12 protein-coding genes are annotated in these 23,461 nt (G+C 40.8%); all 12 read left to right on the top strand.

What is annotated here, in order from left to right:
- Nucleotides 1–9 precede the first annotated feature (9 nt).
- Nucleotides 10–3,432 (top strand): SusC/RagA family TonB-linked outer membrane protein, encoded by a 3,423-nt coding sequence (locus tag ACO4R2_RS05345; protein WP_311490116.1) that lies wholly within the window; start codon nt 10–12, stop codon nt 3,430–3,432.
- A 19-nt stretch (nt 3,433–3,451) separates the two neighbouring features.
- Nucleotides 3,452–5,407: a RagB/SusD family nutrient uptake outer membrane protein gene (locus tag ACO4R2_RS05350; RefSeq protein ID WP_347719865.1), complete on the top strand. Its 1,956-nt coding sequence runs from the start codon at nt 3,452–3,454 to the stop codon at nt 5,405–5,407.
- A 10-nt stretch (nt 5,408–5,417) separates the two neighbouring features.
- Nucleotides 5,418–7,535 carry a fasciclin domain-containing protein gene (locus ACO4R2_RS05355; RefSeq protein WP_484769465.1) on the top strand — a complete coding sequence of 706 codons (2,118 nt, stop codon included), beginning with the start codon at nt 5,418–5,420 and terminating at the stop codon, nt 7,533–7,535.
- A gap of 81 nt (nt 7,536–7,616) precedes the next feature.
- Nucleotides 7,617–9,440 carry a hypothetical protein gene (locus tag ACO4R2_RS05360; RefSeq protein WP_484769466.1) on the top strand — a complete coding sequence of 608 codons (1,824 nt, stop codon included), beginning with the start codon at nt 7,617–7,619 and terminating at the stop codon, nt 9,438–9,440.
- 34 nt (nt 9,441–9,474) lie between these two features.
- On the top strand, nt 9,475–12,885 hold the full coding sequence (locus ACO4R2_RS05365) for a SusC/RagA family TonB-linked outer membrane protein (protein WP_484769467.1): 3,411 nt from the start codon (nt 9,475–9,477) through the stop codon (nt 12,883–12,885).
- A gap of 91 nt (nt 12,886–12,976) precedes the next feature.
- Nucleotides 12,977–15,130, top strand: a complete 2,154-nt coding sequence (locus ACO4R2_RS05370) for a RagB/SusD family nutrient uptake outer membrane protein (RefSeq protein ID WP_484769468.1) — start codon at nt 12,977–12,979, stop codon at nt 15,128–15,130.
- Between the two features lie 767 nt (nt 15,131–15,897).
- The gene (gene lpxD / locus ACO4R2_RS05375) at nt 15,898–16,926 is read left to right on the top strand and encodes a UDP-3-O-(3-hydroxymyristoyl)glucosamine N-acyltransferase (protein WP_484769469.1); all 1,029 of its coding nucleotides are present in this window, start codon (nt 15,898–15,900) and stop codon (nt 16,924–16,926) included.
- A gap of 12 nt (nt 16,927–16,938) precedes the next feature.
- Nucleotides 16,939–18,324, top strand: a complete 1,386-nt coding sequence (locus ACO4R2_RS05380) for a bifunctional UDP-3-O-[3-hydroxymyristoyl] N-acetylglucosamine deacetylase/3-hydroxyacyl-ACP dehydratase (protein WP_484769470.1) — start codon at nt 16,939–16,941, stop codon at nt 18,322–18,324.
- A gap of 13 nt (nt 18,325–18,337) precedes the next feature.
- Nucleotides 18,338–19,117, top strand: coding sequence for an acyl-ACP--UDP-N-acetylglucosamine O-acyltransferase (gene lpxA / locus ACO4R2_RS05385; RefSeq protein ID WP_311490108.1), 780 nt, complete (start codon nt 18,338–18,340; stop codon nt 19,115–19,117).
- Between the two features lie 30 nt (nt 19,118–19,147).
- Complete coding sequence (locus ACO4R2_RS05390) at nt 19,148–19,708, top strand: IS1096 element passenger TnpR family protein (RefSeq protein WP_484769471.1); 561 nt, start codon at nt 19,148–19,150, stop codon at nt 19,706–19,708.
- Nucleotides 19,705–20,616 carry a tRNA (adenosine(37)-N6)-dimethylallyltransferase MiaA gene (miaA, locus tag ACO4R2_RS05395; RefSeq protein WP_484769472.1) on the top strand — a complete coding sequence of 304 codons (912 nt, stop codon included), beginning with the start codon at nt 19,705–19,707 and terminating at the stop codon, nt 20,614–20,616. The genes ACO4R2_RS05390 and miaA overlap by 4 nt, the downstream gene beginning before the upstream one ends.
- A 57-nt stretch (nt 20,617–20,673) precedes the next feature.
- Nucleotides 20,674–23,229 carry a transglycosylase domain-containing protein gene (locus ACO4R2_RS05400; RefSeq protein ID WP_484769473.1) on the top strand — a complete coding sequence of 852 codons (2,556 nt, stop codon included), beginning with the start codon at nt 20,674–20,676 and terminating at the stop codon, nt 23,227–23,229.
- Nucleotides 23,230–23,461 lie beyond the last annotated feature (232 nt).

The raw sequence follows: 23,461 nt of genomic DNA on the forward strand, positions 1-23,461 counted from the left end.
TATAGTATTATGAATAACATGAAGTATCTACTGACCCTCGTTCTGTGTTTCTGCTTTTCTATTGCATTTGCACAGACTCGAATCACTGGTCATGTATGGAGTAAAGGGGAAGGTGCGATTGTTATGGCAAACGTAATTGAGAAAGATGCCAATAACCGTAACGTTTCTGCAACGCAGACCGATGCAAATGGTAATTTCTCATTAGCCATCAAGAATCCCAATAACCGACTCCAAGTATCTTATATTGGTTATGTCACTAAAGTGACGACCATTGGTGCACAGCGTTCTTTCCGTATAGAACTTGTGGATAAGAGTACCTTGAAGGAAGCAGTTATAACGAGTACACGTCGTGTGAAGTCGAATGGTTTGACAATTCCTGAACGTGAAATCTCTGTAGCTAAGCAGACACTTAACATGGACGACATGGAAGGTCTTTCTTTTGAGACTGCTGGTGAAGCTTTGCAAGGTCAGATTGCAGGTTTGGACATTGTTGCAAATTCTGGTAACCTTGGTGCTGGTACATCCATGCGTTTGCGTGGTGTATCTTCAATTAACGGTTCTCAAGAACCGCTGATTGTTGTGAATGGTTACATTATGGAGGATTATAACAAGAGCGATCTCGATCTTTCTAATCTTGAAAATCAAGAACAGTTTGCTACTTTGTTGCAGGTTAGCCCTGAAGATATCCAAAGTATCAACGTCCTCAAGGATGCTGCAGCAACAGCTATCTGGGGTTCTCGTGGTTCTAATGGTGTGATTGAAATTGTAACTCGTCGTGGTGCCCGCGGTAAAACCAAGGTAAATGTTGGTTATCGTTTCAATGGCTCATGGCAGCCTGAAGGCATGAAGATGCTCAATGGTGATGGTTACACGATGATGTTGAAGGAAGCTTACTTCAATCCAACTCAGAGCGACAATGCTTCTGGTATTGCTGAAATTATGTATCTCCAGAACTATCCAGCTTATTATGGTAATTATAATAAGAATACTGATTGGTTCAAAGAAGTAACACAATTCGGTCAGTCTCATAGTGTTGACCTCGCTGTTGCAGGTGGTGGTGAAAAAGCAACCTTCCGTATTTCTGGTTCTTATGTTCACGAAACAGGTACCATCATTAAGCAGGCTTTGGATCGTTTCACAACGCGTCTGGCTTTGGACTATTGGGTAAGTGATCGTATCAAGTTTACTTCTGATTTTGGTCTTACATATACAAAGAATGATAAGAACTACGACGATAATCTACTGAACTATGCATATCAGGCAATGCCTAATATGACAGTTTATCGTAATGAATATCGTGAAACTGCTGACGGAGTAGGTGAGTATTACAATACCGGTGAATACTTCATCATGCCTCCTGCTGCAGGTGCTGCAGGTTTAGTCGGTGCTAATAGTAACCGTTCTTCTTACTATCTTGCTGATATGGTGAGAAATGGTAATCCTGTTGCAATTGCAAATCAGGCTTGGCGTAGATGGTCTACTTACACCATTACCCCACAATTCTCTTTGGAATACAAGCTCTTAGGTAAGGCTGATGATGAAACTCAGTTGAATTATACGGGTGAAGTGTATATGAATGCTTATACTGAAACTCGTGATGCATATTATCCTCACAGTCTTACGTCTCGTGCATGGTCTGATGGCGTTGATTTGACTTCTAATTCTGATTTCAAGAATCTTCAGTTCACGACTCGTCATTCTTTTGTATTCAAACCCTATTTTTACAATAACAACCACTCTCTTCAAATTCTTGCACGTTTCGAGGTTGGTTCAAGTAATAGTACTCACCAAAATTCTAGTAATTCTGGTATCAATGGTGGTATTACTGACGCAACTGTTCCTGGTTATCTAACAGGTAGTAGTACTTCGACTGGTAAAGGTCACACAATGAGTGGTATCAGCTCTATCCACTATTCTTACGGTTCTAAGTATTCTGTCGATGTTACGTTGCGTGCAGATGGTAGCACCCGTTTTGGTTCTGGCAGTAAGTGGGGATTCTTCCCTGGTGTATCAGGTCGTTGGAATATTAGTGATGAGAAATTCTTTCAACCTGTTAAAAAGGTTGTAAGTATGTTGGCCTTCCGCCCAGGTTGGGGTATTACTGGTAATGCTCCAGGTTCTGAGGGACTAATCTTTAATAAGTATTCAGCAGCAGGTGTTTATAATGGTGTAACAGCTATCGTTCCTTCTAATCTTCGCCTCACTGAGTTGAAGTGGGAGAAGACAAAGTCTTGGAACTTAGGTTTCAACTTAAATTTATTAGAAGACCTTTTGCAGTTTGATTTGAATATATATAATAAGAGAACGACTGATTTGCTTAATAGCGGTGTAAGTGTCCCTTCTTCAACAGGTTATGCTCGTCTGGATTATGCTAATGTAGGTTCAATGAAAAATGAAGGTTGGGAACTTTATCTCACTACACGTCCAATCTTTAAGGTTGGAAAGTTTAGTGCAAAACTTCGTTTCAATATTGCTCAGAACATAAATACTATCACCCAAATGGATGCTTCCGTTTTGGCAAGTAATAACACAGAGGTGAATTATGAGAATGAGCAAGTATTACGCCGTGTTCAGATTGGTAATGCTTTAGGTGGTATTTATGGTTATCGCTACAAGGGTATTTATGCATACGACTATGCGCATAATGGTTATTTCTTGAATGATGATAAGAACCAATACTTCTATAGTGGAAATACTCCTAATAATCCTGATGGAACAAATCGTAATACAGCGAAGAATTCGGGTAAGACGGCTCCTATCGCCCGTGATGCTCAAGGTAATGTGATTTACGATAAGAATGGTAATCCGCTACCGATGATGTACAACTATGGAGGTATTAACTATCAATTCCAGGGTGGTGATGTAATTTATGATGATATTAACCATGATGGTGAAATCAACCAATTAGATATTGTATACCTTGGCGGTTCTAACCCGAAAGTAAATGGTGGTTTTGGTATCGACTTAACTTATGGTAACTGGCAGTTAAAGACTAACTTCAACTTCCGTATAGGTAATAAGATTCTAAACCTTGCACGTATGTACGCCGAAGATATGCGTACAAACCGCAATCAAAGTGCATCTGTGAACCATCGTTGGAGAAAGAATGGTCAAGTAACTCAGATTCCACGCGCGATGAATGCATCTATCGGTGTATCTTATAATGCATTGATTAGCGATCGCTATGTTGAACCTGGTGACTTCCTTCGTTTCCAGTACTTCCAGCTTTCTTATTCAGTTCCTGCTAAGCAGTTGAAGAAGTATGGCTTGAGTTCGCTTCGTTTTGCTTTCTCTGGAAACAATTTATTGTTCTGGACGAAATATTCAGGTGTAGATCCTGAACATTCGGCTTATGGATTTAGTCCATGTACCGATAGTTCACAAACTCCGCGTTCTCGCTCCTTTACCTTTAGTTTGAACTTTGGTTTCTAATTGGAAGAAGACAATGAAAATGAATAAAATATATGTCAAGTTACTCTCTTTAGCAGGTATTCTCTGCTTTGGTGGAGTATTGCAATCATGTGACGATTACTTGACCGTCTATCCGACCGACCAGATTACAGAAGAAAAATTCTGGGAGGATAAGAACGACCTTAATAATGTCCGTGCAGGTGCTTATACGATTCTCAATCGTACCACTCCAAGTGTTATGCTGTGGGGAGAACTTCGCTCAGATAACTTTAAGTTAATGAAGTTGGATAATACATCGCTGCTTCATTTACAAGAAGGTGTTCTCATGCCTTCAGAGAATATGTTCTCTTGGTCTACTTTCTATACTGGTATTAATTATTGTAACCTTGTTCTCTCTAGAGGACAGCAAATGGTTAATAAAGGTGTAGACCCTAGTCTTGGGACAGGTGAATGGCGTCCTATTAAAGCGGAAATGGAAGCACTCCGTGCCTTGTATTATTTCTACCTGATTCGTGCATTCCGTGATGTACCTTATGTTTCGGAACCAGTGTCAACAGATAAGCAAGCTATGGCAGCGCGTATCCCTGCAACTCCCGGAGTTGCTATTCTTGGCGATCTTATAGATTCTTTAGAGGTCGTAAAAGATTATGCAGCTGATAACTTTGGTTCCGAAAACGATAATAAAGGGCGTTTCACGAAGCGTGGTATCCGTGCCTTACTTGCAGATATGTACCTTTGGCGTGGATGTCTTCTCAAAAATTATACGAAGAAACCAACGAATACTCCCTATGGACACATCATTAATATTTCTGATGTGACAACGGACTCTATTGTTGGGAAAGATACTCTTAAAGTTTCACGTACGGCAAAAGGTAAGGTTATAAATGACGCTTATACTAACGCTTTAGCGCAGGAATGCTTTAATAAGGCTATCCAGCATTGTGATGCCGTACTGGATTATATGAAAGCAAAATATCAGGAAAATTTGCTGAAGAATACTTCTGCTTCTACAATTGAGAAAACTCAGCCTTATCCTTTGATTCGTATTGTCGAAGTAACGGGCGGTACTCCCGATGTTGCTTACAATAGTATCTTTGGTGATAAGAATTCCTCTGAGAGTATCTTTGAAGTGCAGTTTGATGGTGTAAACAATGTTAATGGTGCTTATGGCAGATATTTAAGTAACTATACATCTTCAGGTGTTTCTACTTCTGCTTTTGTTGTCAATTCTTTGTTCGCAAATGTCAATAGTAATGAGTCTGCAAAAGGTTTTGGACGTACGGACTTCCGCATGCTTGAGACTATGCAAATAAGTCAAGTTACATCCTTCTCTGCTAATGCTGTTTATCCGTATATCAAAAACCTTGCAAGTTCTGTTTCTGCAAATAATTGGCAAGAGATGGGTAAAGGTGGAAACTATACATTCCGCACCTCTTCAACTTCTGATGCCAATTGGCCAGTTTATCGTCTTTCAGATATTATGTTGATGAAGGCAGAGGCTATTGCCCGCAAACATGCAGAATCAGATAAGGCTGCGACAGCTTCGGGTATTGTTAATGCAGATATTTGCGAAGGATTTGATATGGTAAATGCTCTCTTCGGTAGATACAATCCAGGTCTGAAACCTGCTACAGCAACGGAGCAGAGTGAGTATAAGAGTACTCGTCTCAATACAGACCGTACGAATCTCAATATCTATTATGGTAAAGATAAGACAGCAGCTAATTTGCTGACTTTAGTTTATCAGGAGCGTCAACGAGAATTTGTTGGGGAAGGTAAATTCTGGTTTGATATTGTGCGTCAGGCTGAAGCTACTAACGATCCGACTAAATCTCTATCGGATAATATGTCTCTCTCTACTTCTCTCAAGAACCGTTTGAAATTGCTTTATTCTCTCTATAATCCTGTGTTCTCTGATGAAATGAAAGTCAATGGAGTTCCTGCAGGTGGTAAACTGAATCAGAATCCAGTTTGGGACAGATATAGCAAGAAATAATATTGGAAATATGAAAAAGAATATTGTAATATCTAGAATCAAAGGATTTTGCAGCTTCTTGTTGCTGTGTACCTTTGCCTTTTCCCTGCAATCTTGCAAGGAAGACATTGATGATTCAAACTTTGCAATAGCTAAGGATAAGACTGTTACGGATTATTTGGTAGCTTCTGACTCTCTGTCAGATATCAAAGCTATCTTTGATCGAGTAAAACTTGGTAGATCTGACAATGCTTCTTCTTTGTCAGCAGTGTTATCAGCTCGTGGTAATTATACAGTTTTTGCTCCGACAAATTCAGCTGTTAAAAAGTATGTTTCATCTCTCACTGGCTCAACTGATGTTAGTTCTCTAACTTACGAACAAGCCCAGCTAATCGCGTTCAATTGCGTGATTGATAATGGAACAGAAGGTGCTTACGAAACACCAGATTTCCCAACTTCTGGTACGTTTACTTTGTCCAACCTTAATGACCGTTTACTTTCTTGTCATCAAGATTCTACTCAAAATAACAGTCCGTATGTTATCAATGGTACATCTACTGTTATTAAAGAGAATCAGAAAGTTTCAAATGGTATCGTACATCTCGTGAATTGCGTGATATCTCCGTCTGCAAATACTGTGGCTGAGATGATTCAGCAAGCACCGAATATGAAGATTATGGGTCGTCTTCTTGAGGAGACAGGTTTAGCAGATTCTTTGGCTGTTGATCGTGATCTTGCTTATGAGAATATTGAGCATGAAGAGAAAGAACCTAGAACTACATTCGCTGTTTATCGTGACCTCTTAATTCCACAAAAGCGTTATTTAGGCTTTACTGGATTTGTTGAGACTGATGATGTTTATGCTCGTGAGTGGGGCATCAATGTTACTACTAATTCCGAGGGAACTATTACAAACTGGGATCAAGTAAAACAAGTTATTCTTGCTAAACTTGAACCCGTTTATGGATCAAGCCATGTCAATGATTTGAAAAATCCTAAAAATCCAGTTAATCGCTTTGTTGCTTATCACTTTATTGAAGGTCGTATACCTTATAATAAATTGGTAGTACACTTGAGTGAATATGGCTATAAGTATGGTGCGGATATGAAAAATCCTCAGCGTCTGACTTATTCTGTTGATGTATGGGATTACTATCGTACCGTAGGTAAATATCATGATATCTTGAAAGTGACTCAAGTTCCTACAGGAGAACATGAAATATATTTGAATCGTGTTTCTAAATATAACGATGGTTTTGATGGCGACTATTCTGAGGTTTCCACGATTGCTCACGCACCAGGTGTAGGTCTTAATGTGAAGATTTCAGCAACTAATGGTCAGTACGATAACAATGCGCTTAATGGCTTTTACTATCCTATTGATGGCATTTTATTAAAGACAACAGAAGTTGCTGATGCTCTGGGTGGAGAACGTATGCGTATAGATTTGTCAACAATCTTGAGTGAAATGTTGTCTAATTCTATTCGTGGTGCTGACTATCACTTCTTCCCGAAGGGTTACTTTTCTGCAATTACAAACGAATCCTCTGGTACAAAGTTCGCTTATCTTAATGCCGCTTGGGCAGGGGGCACCTCTTGGACGGACTATCAAGGTGATGAATTTATGGCTGCAGGTCTTTTCGACTTTACTTTGCGTCTCCCGCCTGTACCAAAGTCTGGTACTTACGAGATCCGCCTTGGTATTTCTCAGAACCCATTACGCGGTATGGCTCAACCTTATTTTGGTGAAGACCCTTATCGCTTGCAACCGACAGGATTACCCCTTGACCTCCGTCAGCCTGTTGATAACAACTCCAATCCTCAATTGAATTGGCAAGATGATGTGCCAGACGTTGAAACCAATATTGAAAACGATAAGAACTTGCGTATTCAAGGCTATATGAAAGCCCCCCTATACTTTGGTGCAAGTGACGGTACAGGTACATCTAAAGCTCGTGCATTGCCTAATGGTAAAACCTATTGTGTTGTGCGCCGTATCGTTGGCATCCAATATATGGAAGCAGGCAAGACCTACTATATACGTTTTAAATCAGCACTCAAGAAGTTGGACTCTCAGTTCTTCTTGGACTACATAGAGTATTGTCCCTCTAATGTATATAATGGTTCTGCTGCAGAGAATCCATGGTAAAAATATGAAAGTGGCAAGTCTCTATTTCTTTAGAGACTGCCCACTTTTCATTCCAATAACCGATTGAAAACAGAAAAGAATATGAAATATATAAATTTTGCTCGTTATGGCTTTATGGGGGCACTTGTTCTTTTAGGAACAACTGCTTGCTCCGACGACCATTATGATGTAAAAAGTGGCGCTGCTTCTTCCAAAACTCTTTGGGAAAACATACAAAGCAATGGTGCTACAGACTCTCTCGCGATGATTATGAGTCGTACGTATGTGATGAAGAATGCTAACGACAAGAGTGGAAAGCAAACTCTGGGTGAGCTTCTTAATCAGGCTCAGACGTTCACTGTTTGGGCACCTAAAGATGGTACGTACAATGCATCTTATTATTTGAAATTACTTGATAAACGTGATCAATTGTTAGCACAGTCTTCTGACCCGACATCACAGTCTAATCGAGAAGCTTGGCAAATCAACTATGATGTCGCCAATCAATTTGTTCTGAACCATATTGCACGTTTTAGCAACGAGTCTAATGTTGGTACACAAAAAGTACGTCTGCTGAATGCTAAGGTTAGTGTCTACGAGGTTTCTCATAATCTGTTTAATTCCGTAGCTGTTGATGCTTCTGCAGGTAATATTGTGTCAGCAAATGGTTCTTTGCATTTGCTAAATGGCCGTTCTCCTTTTGCCTATAATATATATGATTATCTTGCTGCAAACCCTAATTTTTCAAAGGTTTGGGCAGCGTTGAAAGATCCAAAAGTAGACAAGGAAACTTTCTCTGAATCTGGTAGTACTCAAGGTGCGATGAATGAAAATGGCCAGATGGTATATGTTGATTCAGTATACCACCAGACTAACAAGATTTTAGATGCTTGTGGTGCAAGAGTAAAGAATGAAGACTCACTCTACATTGCAGTTCTTCCTTCTGATGCTGCTTTTGAGACAGCATTCAATTCTGTCAGCTCTTTGTTCAAGTACGGTAGTAGTTATGCCTATGATTGGTCAAGTGAGCGTCGTGTTTTTGATAAGACAGATAATAACGCACTCCGTGTGAACGCTGACTCTCTGCAATCTTATAGTGCAAAAGATATGCTTATTAGTAGCGCTTTCTTCAGTACTAGCCAATTCCCTGTTGCAAATCAGACAGATTCAGCTCAGGTGAATCATTACGCTACTCATGCAGATTCTATTAAGTCTACAAATAATGTGACTTATTATAATTCCAATCCAGGTGGTGTCAATCCTATCTTTAATGGACAGTCTCCATATAAAGCTTCAAATGGTTACATATACGCAGTCAATAGCTATAATGTAAATCCTGCTTATTCAATTGTTTCTAAGAACGAAATTAAATTGCAGTATGGTTTCTTTATTGCTACAACTCAAAATGACTTAACCGCTCTGACTACTCGTCAAGGAACACTTGTTGAATTGACTCCCGCTAATCGTAACGAAAATGTGAAGGGTAGTGTTGAGAACAATATGTATCGTCGCTTTGAAGCATCAAACGGTAACATGACTGTCGATATCATTTTGAATAATATTTATAGTACAAAGTATAAAATCAGTGCTATTATGCTTCCGAACCGTACGAATATTGCTAATATTCAGTACGATCGTACGACAGGGCAAGAAATTGAGGAAACTACAACGTTTGATTGTGATATCATTGACGACGTAACCAATCGTTCCATAGGTAGTGCAAGAAACATTACAATTTCCAACGATTCAATCCAGAGCTATGTTCTCTTTGATTCATTTGAGTTCCCGAAGTGCTATGTAAATCTGCCTGCTGGTTATGTTTCTTTCCCACGTCTGCGTTTCACGCTCTCCCGTAGAAATCAGACTCGTGGTAAAACGAAATCCCTGAACATCAGCAAAGTGATTCTTGAGCCCGTTCGCGACTAGTAATTCTTGTTAACATACAAAAAGTAAGTCTAAGATGAATAATATAAAACGAACTAACATGATGCAGGGAGTTATTCGTGCAGGTGTATGCCTTTTCATGCTGTCTGGTACATGCGTGCTGTCAGCTCAAGAGGCAGACACTACCGCAGTTGCGGTTCAGACAAAGGTCGCTCCAGCCAAGGCTAAGATAGTGGCACCGAAGTATGAAATGAAACAAGTTTCTGGCCATATTTTCGATGCGGCAACAAAAAAGCCTTTAGCCGGTGTTCGTGTACAAGCTTTGAGTAATCGCTTCTACACTACGATGACTGATGAAAATGGTGCTTATACTATTTCTGTCCCTACATTCGTAACTGCTTTGTACATCAATCTGGATGGTTACAATGCAGTACAATTGGGTATCAAAGGTTCTGAAAAGCAAGATGTAGTTTTGTATAATGGTATCGTAAAACCTCTTTATAAGGATGGTACTGATATTTTCAATACTGCTAGCATGGGCCTTGATAATTCAAGTGCAACTACGATTGAGAATGATATTGAGAATCATCTGAATGGAAGTGTTCGCGCAATTAACCGTGGTGGAATGCCTGCACAAGGCGCTTTCTTGCTGATGAATGGTTTGAATTCTTTGAATGCAAATACGCAACCACTTGTCGTTATTGATGGTGTAGTGCAAGATATGCAGTACAATCGTACGACTCTTCATGATGGTTTTGTTAATAATCTTTTCAATATTATAGATCCTGAGGATATTGAAAATGTTGAAACTATCAAGAATGGCGTAGCTCTTTATGGTTCGCGCGGTGCGAATGGTGTCATTAAGATCACCACACGTCGTGGCCGTAGTATGGTTACCCGCATTAAGATTCGTGCTTATGGTGGTTTTGAAACGATACACAATAAGATTCCTGTGATGAACGGTAATCAGTATCGCAGCTACATTTCTGAATTCTTGGGTACAACAGAGTATGCAAAGAGCCTCTCTTCTAGCCAGAATATTCCATTCTTGAATGAAGATCCTAACTATTTGTTCTATCCGATGTATCATAACAATACGGATTGGCAGTCGGATCTTTATAGTACAGCATTTACTCAAAACTATAAGGTTGGTGTAGAAGGCGGTGATGACATTGCAATGTATAACCTGTCTCTAGGTTTCACTCAGAGTAATGCTACTGCAAAGAAAAACGACTTTAATCGTTTGAACATTCGCTTCAATACAGATGTTACGCTGACAAAGAATCTTACCTCATCTATTGATATAGGTTATGCACGTAATGCATATAACCTACGTGATAATGGTTGGGCAGAGGATTATTCTAGACGCCATATTTCATCTCCGAATGTTCTTGGCCTTATCCAGTCTCCATTCATTAGTCCCTATGCTTATTTTGTAGGCTATAAGAATGGTGGTCTGTATCTTGGTCATACAGATAAGGTTTATGCTGGTAAAAATTATAACGATACAAATAATCCTTTCTCTTTTGCTAAAGATTATGGATTTGCAGGACTCGTTAATCCTTATTGGACTTTGCTTAATGGTGAAGGAAATAATAAGAATTATCAGGAACAAACTCAGTTTAATCTAAACATTGCTCCCAAATACCAAATCAATAAATACCTCACTATTCAGAATCGCTTCAGCTACATTTTGAACCGTTCAAATGAGAAGTACTATCTGCCTTATAATGGTACTCCCACTATGGAGGTAGAAGGTTTGGGCGATGTTTATAGCATTGTGCGTTCACAGTTTGGTAAGGAAACAACTTTGTTCAATGACTTCCAAGTGAATTGGGCTCGTCAGTTTGGGGCACACGCTGTAGATGTCTTAGGCGGATTCCGCTACTCTGCATATTCTTATAGTGATAGCCATGTTTCTGGTTATAACAACGACAATGATAAGATGCCTAATATGTCTTATTCATTGCAGTATAAAGACTATGGTGGCACAAACGACACTTGGAATAATTTGAGCTATTATGTAAATGGTAGTTACAATTATCGTAATCGCTATTTCCTGAATGCTATTGTAGCAATGGATGCCTCTTCTCGTTTCGGTAAAGAGGCTAAGGGTGGTCTTAAGTTAGCTGGTGTTCGTTGGGGCTTCTTCCCTTCACTCCAGGCTGGTTGGGTTGTATCTAATGAAGATTGGTTCAATGTAAAAGCCATAAATTATCTGAAATTAACAGCTGGTTATGAAGAAAGTGGTAACGACGATGTAGATTACTATGCAAGTCGTACCTATTTTGCTAACCGCAAGTTCTTGGATCGTGCTACAGCTCTTGTTCTCGCCAATATCGAGAATCCTACCATTCAGTGGGAAACAACTCGTAAGTTCAATATTGGTTTGAATACTAATATGTTCGACAATAGATTATCTTTAGGCCTCAACTGGTTCTACGCTAAGACATCTAATCTCTTGGCACAGAAATCTGTTAGTGATATTACAGGTCTTCGAACAATGTGGGCAAATGATGGCGCTTTGAAGAATACAGGAGTTGAGTTCAATGTTAATACTGTTCTCGTTAATCATAACGATTGGCGTTGGCAAGCAGGCTTTACCATAGGTCATTATAAGAATGAATTGACCAAGTTGCCAACTTCAGACTTGAACTATATCACATCTTATCCTCTTGATGCAAATGGTAAGCGCATTGAAGAATCTGCTCAAGTTCTCCATGGTGTGTTATCTAATGTTTATGGTAACAAGAATATACTTTCAGCTGTAGGCCGTTCTGTTGGTGTCTTCTATGGATATAAAACAGCTGGTGTCTTTAGTACTGATGCCCAAGCAGCTCAAGCAGGTAAGTATGGATATCTCCGTTATCCGACCGGCATAGCATCTAGTCCTTATCGCAATTTCAAAGCTGGTGATGTACATTTCGTAGACCAGAATGGCGACGGTTGGATCAATGAAGCTGATATGGTTGAAATTGGTAATCCCAATCCAACGATTTATGGTAACCTCTATACCACGTTGTCTTGGAAGGGACTTACGCTGGATCTTATCTTCAAGTATTCTCTGGGTAATGATGTCTTCAACTACCAGCGTTCTCAGCTTGAAGCCCAAAACAATATTTGGAATCAGACTACAGCCGTTGTTAATCGCTGGCGTTACGAAGGTCAAGTAACAGACGTTCCTCGTCCTATGGCTTCCACCAATGAAGAGTGGGTAGACAATGAGCGTTTCTCTGATCGCTGGATTGAAGATGGTTCTTTCTTGAAGCTAAAAAAACTTCGCCTTACTTACAAATTACCGTTGAATCTGAGCTGGCTGCAAGGACTCTCTGTTTGGGGTGAAGTGAACAATGTATTCACGGTTACAAAATATCTTGGCTCTGACCCAGAGGTTTCTGTTGGCAATGGCGTCCTTTATCAGGGCGTTGATGCAGGATATCTCCCTTCAAGTCGTAGCTTTAATTTCGGCGTAACTATCAACTTGTAATGTATAAAGATTAGTCAATTTGTGGAGAATGTGTAGAGTCTTACTCTATCATTCTCACACAGATTGCCAGTCAACTACAAATATCACAACAATGAAAGCAAAATCTATTTTAGGTCTTTTCGCCTTACTTTTGGGACTGGGTGCAACAACGACGTCCTGCGAAGATATGCTGACCCCTGATTTGAATCGTTATGCCGAGAACTTTAACGGCAAAGATACGGTGAACTTCTATCTCGGTATTCTCGCAAACGTTCAGGATGTTGTAGAGCAAAACACTTTGCTCGGTGAGCTTCGTGGCGATTTGGCAGATACAACGATGTTTACTTCTGACTCTATTGCAGACATTGCTAATTTCAAGCGTTCTGCTGATGGAGAAAATGCGTTGTTAAACCGTTCAGCTTATTATAAAGTTATCAACCAGTGTAATTTCTATCTTTCGAAAGTAGATACTTTAGCTTCTAAGAATAGCATCTATTATATGCGTAAAGAAGCAGCTCAGGTTATGCTGATTCGTGCTTGGACTTACATGCAGTTGGTACAGAATTATGGCCGTGTTCCTTATATCACGAAGCCTGTTCATAGTGCCAATACTGGTTGGGAAAAGAATCCTGAAGCTTGGGCAACCCCCGACAATCTTCTAGATCTTGTTAAGTCAGACTTAGAACAAGCCTTGGCTTATGAAAAAATGTATGGTCTTCCCAATTATGGTTCTTTTAATACTGGTGCAGGTAATATCCAGCATGCCAATATGTTGTTCCATGGTGACCTCGTTTTAGGCGACCTCTATCTCCTTCGTGGTGCAAGTAAGTCAGATTTTTCTAAGGCTGCAAAATATTACTATGATTATCTGAAGAATGCTGGAGCACTTGTTTCCACCTCTTACAGAGCATCTGTTGTAAAGTCTCGTACGGGAAATACTGAAACCTATATTCCCCGTAGTTCAAGTTGGGCCAATCTGTATTGGGAATCAAGTAATTTATCTAAGCGTTCTATCACTGAAATTCCTTCCGCAGCCAATACTGCTTTTGGTACGACTCTGACGCGCATTCCATCCATCTATGGCTTTGATATCCACTCTTCTAATGCCACTACAACGAATGAGAGCTCTTCCAGCTCCTCTTCTTCCTCGACTTCAACTACGACGACTAGTGGTCAGATTTCTCTGAAAGCTAATTATAAGCATCGTCAGATTGGTCCTTCTCAGCGTTTTAATGCTCTCAACAAAAATCTAGGCTATGTTTTCTATGAAGAGACAGCAGATGTGATTACAGATGTTAAACATCTCGATAATGGTGATGCTCGCTATTATGGAACAGCACCAGAAGTGACTACTGAAGCTGGTCGCATACGTTTCATTCAGAAGTTTGGTAGTAGTTCTTCTGAGAATCCATGGCCTACAAGCTTCGCTTTCCGCTATGTGATTGATCTCTATCGTACTAATCAAGTATATCTCCGCCTGGCTGAAGCTCTCAACCGTAGTGGCTATCCTCATTTGGCTTTCTCAATTCTTCGCGGTGGTTTGAATGGTCAGCGCATTCCTGGTCTCAAAGCTGACACTGTCTATAATGATACGAAGCATACTAAATATATAACTTCTGTTATTGATAGTACAACTGTTGAACACGACATGATTGGTATTGATGCTGACGAACTTGTTCGTTTCCATGCTGATGCAGACTTTGCAGATTTCAATCTGTCAGAACCTCCATTCACAAAGAATATTGGTATAAACGAATTAGGCGGTGGCTTGTACAAAGAACAAGATAAGCAGAACACTTATTTTGTGCTCGTGGCTCAACGTATCCTTGATGAAGCAAATCGTATGAACAATATGTCAGCAGGTGTTCGTTCCCATGCTCGTAAGTTGCTCTCTACGTTAGCTCCTACAGGTCCAACACAGCTTGATACATTGCGTTGGAGTTATTCAGAAGTAGCAGCTCCAAGTGTTTCTGAAGCTAATCCCTTGGAGATTGATGCTGTTGAAGACCTTATTTCTGATGAGTGTGCCCGTGAGTTAGGTTTCGAAGGTTATCGTTTTGCCGACCTCTGCCGTTTCGCTCGTCATAAGAACAGTGATACATCTGGTAGCTTCCCCGCAACTCATGGCACAAGCTGGATGGCATGGCAAATTGCCCGTCGCAGTACGAACCTCAAACTCTATGAACAGCCCAATGTTTACAATGCTACGTTGTATAATACGCTGATGACACAGAGTAACTGGTATTTGAGAAATCCACACGAATAAGATTCTCTTTCGATCCATAATTTTGAAGAGCGTATCTCATATGAGGTACGCTCTTCTTATCTTTTGTCACTTCATCCTTCTCTTATGGATATCTAAAAGGTAGAAGGTGTCAAAGAATATCGCAGTCTATGACGCTGAGAATCGCTTGAAAATCAGCTAATGAATACATGCACTAAAATAACGTATTCTTGAGCTTCTTAAAAATCGCTCTATTCCTGTTTTTTTCTTAGGGGAATGTAAAATACAATAAGGGAATTTTCAAACGCTATAAGGACGTCAGCTGACATCCTTATAATATCAGTTGATAGGATAAGGGAAAATAGGCTTCTTTCTAGTGAAATTTCTTGTTTTATTTTGAAAAACTATTGGTATTCAAGTCGCTTTAGCCATCAAATAAAGAAGATCTTCCGCCACTAACATCATCATCATCTTCTTCTTTTGTTGCATTGACGGGTTTTATGTCTTTTCCCTTTTCTAGAATAGAAAAGAGCATTGTAAAATAAAGTGCCTTTCCTCCTCCAAGTTAAGTCCTTGAAATTTATGTTTTGATGTTGGAGGATAAAATTACCGAGAGAGAACGAATGTAGTTTGAAGTTAAACATGGAGAAGTGGGATTTTAAAAAGCAAAAATGAGTTTTATCTGTTAGTCTTTCAAAGTTTCACAGAAGCTACTGAAAAAGTAGCTTGGGAATGAGAAAAGACTAAGCTTTTTTGCATTTTCGTTTACTTTCCTTTATCTTCGCATATTATAAGATTATAATCACGCTATGGAATTTAATGCAGAGCAGATAGCAGCGTATTTGCAGGGACAGGTTGAGGGAGACCCCAAGGCCGTTGTAACTACGTTTGCAAAGATAGAGGAAGGTGTGCCTGGTGCCATTACTTTTCTCTCTGATATTCACTACGAACACTATCTCTACGACACGAAGGCTAGTGTCGTATTAGTCAATAAAGATTTTCAACCATCTAAGCCTGTCTCCGCCACGTTGATACGTGTTGAAGACGCACGTGCTTGTGTTGCACGGTTGCTGACGTTGTATCAGCAAGCGATGTCACAACCACGCGTAGGCATTCACCCACAGGCTTGTGTAGCAGAAACGGCACAAATCGGTAAGAATGTTTATGTAGGGCCACATGCTTATGTAGGCGAAAATGTTGTTATAGGTGATGGTTCACAACTCTATGCAGGAGTTGTCGTAGAAGAACGTGCAACAGTGGGAGAGAACTGTATTCTCTATCCTAATGTGTCTGTTTATCACGATTGTCATGTTGGCAACCGCGTGATTCTTCATTCAGGTTGCTGCATCGGTTCTGATGGCTTTGGTTTTGCTCCGGTAGATGGAGGCTATGAGAAGATTCCTCAAATTGGTAATGCTATCATTGAAGATGATGTCGAGATTGGAGCTAATTCTTGTGTGGATCGTGCCGTTATGGGTTCAACCTATGTGCGCAAGGGTGTGAAGCTTGATAATCTTGTTCAAATTGCTCATAATTGCGATATTGGTGAAAACACAGTGATGTCGGCTCAAGTGGGAGTAGCTGGCTCAACTAAGATAGGCCAGTGGTGTATGTTTGGCGGACAGGTTGGCATAGCAGGTCATATAGAGGTTGCCGACCGCACTCGTAGCGGAGCACAAGCAGGCATTGCAGGAAAAGTGCGTAAATCAGATCAGGTTATTATTGGCTCGCCTGCAATGGATGCTCGCCAGTTTGCCCGTTGTTCAGCAGTATTCAAGAATCTCCCCGAATTGTGGAAGGACGTGAACGATCTGAAGCGTGCTTTCGAAAATAAATGAAACGTATAGACTATGTTTAAGCAAAAAACTCTCAAAGGAAGTTTTTCTCTTTTCGGGAAAGGACTTCATACAGGTCTAAACCTGACAGTGACGTTCAATCCTGCTCCAGAGAATTTCGGATATAAAGTTCAGCGTATCGATTTACCAGGAGAACCACTCATTGAAGCCATCGCTGAAAATGTGGTAGACACCTCTCGTGGTACAGTTATTGCGAAAGGTGAGGCTCGTTGCTCAACGATTGAGCACGCCATGGCCGCCTTGTATGCCAGTGGTATTGACAACTGCCTTATATCGGTGAACGGACCAGAGTTTCCTATCCTCGATGGTAGTGCGGAAATCTATATGGACAATATTCAAAAGGTGGGTATTGAAGAACAGAATGCAGAGAAAGACTTCTTCGTTATTAAGCGTAAGATAGAATTCCGCGATGATAAGACAGGCTCTAGCATTATCATCCTTCCCGATGAGCAATTCTCTCTGACGGCTATGATTTCTTTCGATTCAGAGTTTATTGGTAGCCAGTTTGCCACGCTCGATAATATGGAAGATTTCGGAAAGGAGATAGCTCCTGCTCGCACCTTTGTTTTCGTTCGAGAAATAGAGCCGCTGCTCAAGATGGGACTTATCAAAGGTGGTGATCTGGATAACGCCGTTGTTATCTATGAAACACCTATGGAACAAGGTGCGCTCGACCTCTTGGCCGACAATCTCCATGTGGATCATCGTGACGCAACGAAGTTAGGTTATATACAGCGCCGCCCGCTTGAATGGCGCAATGAACCCGCTCGCCATAAATTGTTGGACATCATTGGTGATATGGCACTGATCGGTCGCCCGCTGAAAGGTAGGATTATTGCTACCAAACCCGGCCATACCATCAACAATAAGTTTGCACGACAGATGCGTCGAGAAATTCGCAAGCACGAAGTACAAGCTCCGAAGTACGACCCAAATCAAGCACCATTGATGGATATCAATCGTGTTCGTGCTTTGCTACCACATCGCTATCCGATGCAGTTGGTGGACAAAGTCATTGAAATGGGCTCCGACTATATTGTAGCTGTTAAGAATGTTACAAGTAATGAGCCTTTCTTCCAAGGTCATTTCCCCCAAGAGCCTGTTATGCCTGGTGTTTTGCAAATCGAAGCCTTGGCTCAAGCAGGCGGTTTGCTCACGCTGAACACAATGAAAGATCCAGAGAAATGTAGTACTTATTTCTTGAAGATAGATGGCGTAAAATTCCGCCAAAAGGTTGTACCCGGTGATACGCTGCTTTTCAAGGTGCGTATGACAGCGCCTATTCGTCATGGTATTGCATCAATGCATGGCTTTGTATTTGTGGGCGAAACAGCTGTTATGGAAGCATCGTTTACGGCTCAACTTGTTGAAAATAAATAATCATTGAATAGCTATGGCAAATAAGATAAGTCCTTTGGCTTACGTCGATCCCGAGGCTAAAATTGGAGAGAACTGTGAAATAGGACCTTTCTGCTTTATTGATAAGAATGTCGTTATTGGCGATAATAATCGTTTGATGAATAGCGTTACATTGCTCTACGGCACGCGGATGGGAAGTGGAAACGTGGTATTTCCTGGTGCAGTACTCGGTGCTGTTCCCCAAGACTTGAAGTTTCGTGGTGAAGAAACTACTGCTGAAATTGGTGACAATAATACAATTCGTGAAAATGTTACCATCAATCGCGGAACAGCTGCGAAGGGCAAGACTGTGGTAGGCAGTAATAATCTGCTGATGGAGGGAATGCACGTGGCTCATGATGTCTTTGTAGGCAGCGGTTGTATTATCGGAAACTCTACAAAACTTGCAGGTGAGGTTGTCATTGATGACTTTGCCATTTTGTCTGCGAATGTTCTCGTACATCAGTTCTGCCGCATTGGTAGTTATGTGATGGTGGGTGGCGGTTCTCGTACAAGTCAGGATATACCTCCATTCACCATGGCCGCTCGAGAACCTATAAAGTATTGCGGTCTGAATCTTGTGGGACTTCGTCGTAGAGGATTTTCTTCAGAAGTTATCGAAAAGGTGCATAAGGCTTACAAGATTATTTACGATAGTGACAAATTGATGAAAGAACGCCTTGAAGAAGTGCGTGAAACCCTCGGTGGCTGCAAAGAAGTAGATTATATTGTGGATTTTTGCAGCAGTTCACAGCGGGGTATTATTGCTGACTAAAGACTGTTCTTTCAATAGTGCTAATAAGGTATGATTTTAAAAATAAAATTTATCTCAGACGAGGTTGAAGGTTTCTTACGTGAGTTTGAAATTGATAGCGATGCAACGTTCCTCGATTTGAATAAAGCGATACTTGCTTCCTGCAATTATCCAGACGATCAGATGACCTCCTTCTATCTGTGTGATGAAGAATGGGAACGCGGTCAGCAAGTGACGCGTGAGGACATGGGCGCATCTAGTGCTGATGAGGATGTTTATGTCATGGAGAACACGCACCTTAGTGAGTTCTTGGAGGATGAGGGACAACGACTTGTCTTTGTTTTTGACCCCTTTTCAGACCGGATGTTCTATGCTACGGTTTGTGAAGAGATTCCAGGAACAAATTTGAGTGAGCCCAAGCTTGTGCGTTCTAAAGGAACTGCTCCGCAGCAAATAGCGGAGTTGGATTTCTCTATGCCAGCTCCTAAAACCGCTACTGCTGGAGCAGGAGAAGTAGAAGATGATGTACTCTTTGGTGCAGAAGGACCACAATTTAATGATGATGAACTCGATTTGGAGGGATTCGAAATAAGCGACGGACAGCCCTATTGAAAACTCTTATAGTCATTTTGGGGCCTACGGGCGTAGGAAAAACCGAATTGTCTTTGCGAATTGCAGAGCAGTTCGGTTCCTGTATTATTAGCGCAGATAGTCGCCAGTTTTATCGTGATATCCCCATAGGTACAGCTGCTCCCACTCCTGACCAGCTAGAACGAGTGAAACACTATTTTGTTGGTACACTTGGTTTGGAGGATTACTACAGCGCGTCACAATATGAGGTCGATACACTAAAATTGCTTTCTCAACTTTTTGAACAGCAGGAGGTTATCGTTATGAGTGGGGGCTCAATGATGTATATCGACGCCGTTTGCAATGGCATTGATGACATTCCAACAGTGACGGATGAAACGCGCCAAATGGTGTGTTCTCGTTATGAAGCGGAGGGCTTGGAAACTTTGGTTTCCGAGTTACGCTTGCTTGATCCTGCTTATTACGACCGCGTGGATCGGAAAAATACTGCACGTGTGTTGCACGCCCTAGAGATTTGTTACCAAACGGGGCATACTTTCACTTCTTTTCGCACGGGCAAAAAGAAGCTGCGTCCCTTCAATATTATAAAGGTTGGGTTGAATCGCCCACGTCCAGAATTGTTTGATAGAATAAATCACCGCGTCTCTGCAATGATGGGTGAGGGACTTTTGGATGAAGTGCAGCGTGTACTACCTTTTCGTAATTGTAACTCATTGAATACAGTGGGATATAAGGAATTGTTCAATTATTTGGATGGAGAATGGGAACTGGATTTTGCTCTCGACAGAATGCGTAAGAATACACGCGTTTATGCCAAAAAGCAGCTCACATGGTTCAAGCGTGATGAAAGTATTTATTGGTTCCATCCTGAAGAACACTCGATTTGTGATCGATTGCATGATATAGTGGCTGCGTATAAAAATGTCTAAATCTTTGCCGGTACGGCTTTGTTACCGTATTTTTGCACATTAATAATGTATTGAGATATGTCAGAAAATAAAAAGTCTTTATTGAATACTCTCCTTCGTCCTTTTCGTTGGTGTATCCGCAAGTTGAAAGGTTTTTGGAGCTGGTATAAAAGCTTATACAAAGACCAGCCATGGTGGAAGAAAACCATTGTGGTAATTTCTTCTTCTATTGCCTTTCTCTTCTTTTATGTTTTCGCGGTCACTTTTAATCTTTTCTGGCTTTTTGGCAAGTCACCTTCGCTGAGTGAGATTATGCACCCTAAAACTGCAATGGCTTCCGAAATCTACAGTTCTGATGGAAAGGTAATAGGTAAATTCTTTAGTGAAAATCGTATGCCTGTAGAGTATAAAGATATCAATCCTGTATTTTTCAAGGCTTTGATTTCTACAGAGGATGAACGTTTTTATGAGCACCACGGCATAGATTTTCAAGGGATGCTGGCTGCTGCCAAAGATGCTACGCGCGGTAATGCCCGCGGTGCTTCAACAATCACGCAGCAGTTGGTGAAGAATATGTTTAAAGTACGCTCAGAATATGGTACAGGTCTACTTGGTAAAATTCCAGGTGTTCGTATCCTCATTATGAAGAGTAAGGAGATGATCATTGCAACAGAGATTGAGATGACCAACTCTAAGCAAGACATCCTTCGAATGTATGCAAATACTGTAGATTTTGGCTCAAATGCTTTTGGTATAAAAACTGCAGCTAAGACCTACTTTAATACAACTCCTGCTAAACTGAAGACTGAAGAAGCTGCAGTATTAGTGGGAATGTTGAAAGCAACAACTGCTTATAATCCTCGTACAAATCCTGAGCGAAGTAAGTCACGCAGAAATGTTGTGTTGGAGAATATGTATACTCATAACTTCTTATCGCGTCAAGAAGCTGATTCACTGAAAAAACTTCCATTAAAATTGGACTTCAGTGTAGAGAGTGCTCTTGATGGACAAGCTCTCTATTTCCGCGATGCCGTAGCCGATTATATTAAAGAAAAGTGTCCTGATGTGGATCCTTACACAGATGGTCTAAAAATCTATACTACGCTGGATACGCGTATGCAGAAATATGCGGAAGAAGCTGTTAAGCAGCAAATGAAAACTGTACAAAACAACTTCGACAACCATTGGCGCGGGCAAGATCCCTGGCGTGATGAACATGGTAATATTATTCCAAATTTTATCGAGGACCGTTTGAAAAAAGAAAATGTCTACAAGCAGTTGGCTGCTCGTTATCCCAGCAATCCAGATTCGGTAAACTATTATCTTAATAAGCCACATAAAGTAAAACTCTTTACTTATAATGGTTCTGAGGAACGAATTATGTCAACAGTAGATTCTTTGAAATATATGGTCCGTTTTATGCACGCAGGTTTTATGGCTATGGAGCCGCAAACGGGATATGTACGTGCTTGGGTGGGTGATATAGATTACAAGACTTGGCAGTATGATAAGGTTGTATCTATGCGCCAACCTGGTTCTACTTTTAAGCTCTTCGTTTATGCTACGGCAATGAAGCAAGGGCTTACGCCTGTTGACACTCGCCGAGATGAGATGATTGAGATGACTGTCTACGATAAAATTAAGAAGGAAAATACCGTGTGGCGTCCTACAAATGCTAATGGTCGTTTCTCAGGTGTTGATATGCCCTTACGCACGGCTTTTGCCCGGAGTGTCAATTCAGTAGCTGTACGTTTAGGACAAGATGTGGGTATTCCCCAGGTAATTCGCACCGCCCAAGATTTAGGTGTAAAATCTCCTCTGGATGATACTCCTGCGTTGGCTTTGGGTGCAAGCGATGTAAAGTTGGAAGAAATTGTTGGGGCATATAGTGCTGTTGCTAATAATGGTGCCTATATAGAACCCACTTTGGTTACAAAAATAGTGAATCAAGATGGTGACGTAGTCTACGAAGCAGAACCGAAACCTATACAGGCTCTTCCGTGGAAAGCAGCTTTCTATATGCAAAAAATGTTGGAGGCCGGCATGATGGATTCTGGCGGAACCTCGCAATCTTTCCAAAGCTATTTAGGTAGTGCTTTATGGAGCAAACAGATAGATGCAGGCGGAAAGACGGGTACTTCTAACAATCACTCTGATGCTTGGTTTGTGGGAGTTACGCCGGGCCTTGTTTGTGGAGCTTGGGTTGGAGCGGAAGATCGTTGTATACACTTCCGGACTGGAGCTTTAGGGCAAGGTAGTCGAACTGCTCTTCCTATTGTAGGTCTCTTTATGCAAAAAGTCTTGGCAGATGCGGACCTAGGGCAGAAGTACAGACAGCGTTATGCACCAACACCCGAAACTGTAGATCCTGCTACCTATGGCGGTGATTTTAATTTCTCAGCTCCTTCTAATAATCATGCTGATTCTCTTTCTTCTCATCATGCATCAGATAGCTTAAATTCTTCTGCCGATGATTTGATGGGAGGAGAGGGTGATATGAGAGAAGAACCTTCTGTTACTTCGCGAACAGATGAAGTACAAAGTAGTTCATCGCATACGACCGTCTCTTCGCAGAAAAATGGGATACAGAAAGCGAAGAAAGACAAAGAATCTAATGAAGATCTTTTCAACTAAAAAATAGTTCCAATTAGCGGCAGGTCTACATTTTGTAGGCCTGTCGTTTCTTATGGTAATAGCTGTTCATAAAAGTAATAACTCTGTAGAAAAGAATTATCTACGATGCCTATAAACAGCCAAAATTTTATATACCATTTATTTCACTAAATACAATAAGGATATTGGCGAAAGGAATAAACCCAAATTCGGTTTAAGAAACGCTCCTTCATGAGTTTCTTAAACCGCACAC

Source organism: Alloprevotella sp. (assembly GCF_057240785.1).

Coding starts and splice junctions, on each gene's coding strand:
- ACO4R2_RS05345 (WP_311490116.1), top strand. CDS start 10: ATGAATAACATGAAGTATCTACTGACCCTCGTTCTGTGTTTCTGCTTT.
- ACO4R2_RS05350 (WP_347719865.1), top strand. CDS start 3,452: ATGAATAAAATATATGTCAAGTTACTCTCTTTAGCAGGTATTCTCTGC.
- ACO4R2_RS05355 (WP_484769465.1), top strand. CDS start 5,418: ATGAAAAAGAATATTGTAATATCTAGAATCAAAGGATTTTGCAGCTTC.
- ACO4R2_RS05360 (WP_484769466.1), top strand. CDS start 7,617: ATGAAATATATAAATTTTGCTCGTTATGGCTTTATGGGGGCACTTGTT.
- ACO4R2_RS05365 (WP_484769467.1), top strand. CDS start 9,475: ATGAATAATATAAAACGAACTAACATGATGCAGGGAGTTATTCGTGCA.
- ACO4R2_RS05370 (WP_484769468.1), top strand. CDS start 12,977: ATGAAAGCAAAATCTATTTTAGGTCTTTTCGCCTTACTTTTGGGACTG.
- lpxD (WP_484769469.1), top strand. CDS start 15,898: ATGGAATTTAATGCAGAGCAGATAGCAGCGTATTTGCAGGGACAGGTT.
- ACO4R2_RS05380 (WP_484769470.1), top strand. CDS start 16,939: ATGTTTAAGCAAAAAACTCTCAAAGGAAGTTTTTCTCTTTTCGGGAAA.
- lpxA (WP_311490108.1), top strand. CDS start 18,338: ATGGCAAATAAGATAAGTCCTTTGGCTTACGTCGATCCCGAGGCTAAA.
- ACO4R2_RS05390 (WP_484769471.1), top strand. CDS start 19,148: ATGATTTTAAAAATAAAATTTATCTCAGACGAGGTTGAAGGTTTCTTA.
- ACO4R2_RS05400 (WP_484769473.1), top strand. CDS start 20,674: ATGTCAGAAAATAAAAAGTCTTTATTGAATACTCTCCTTCGTCCTTTT.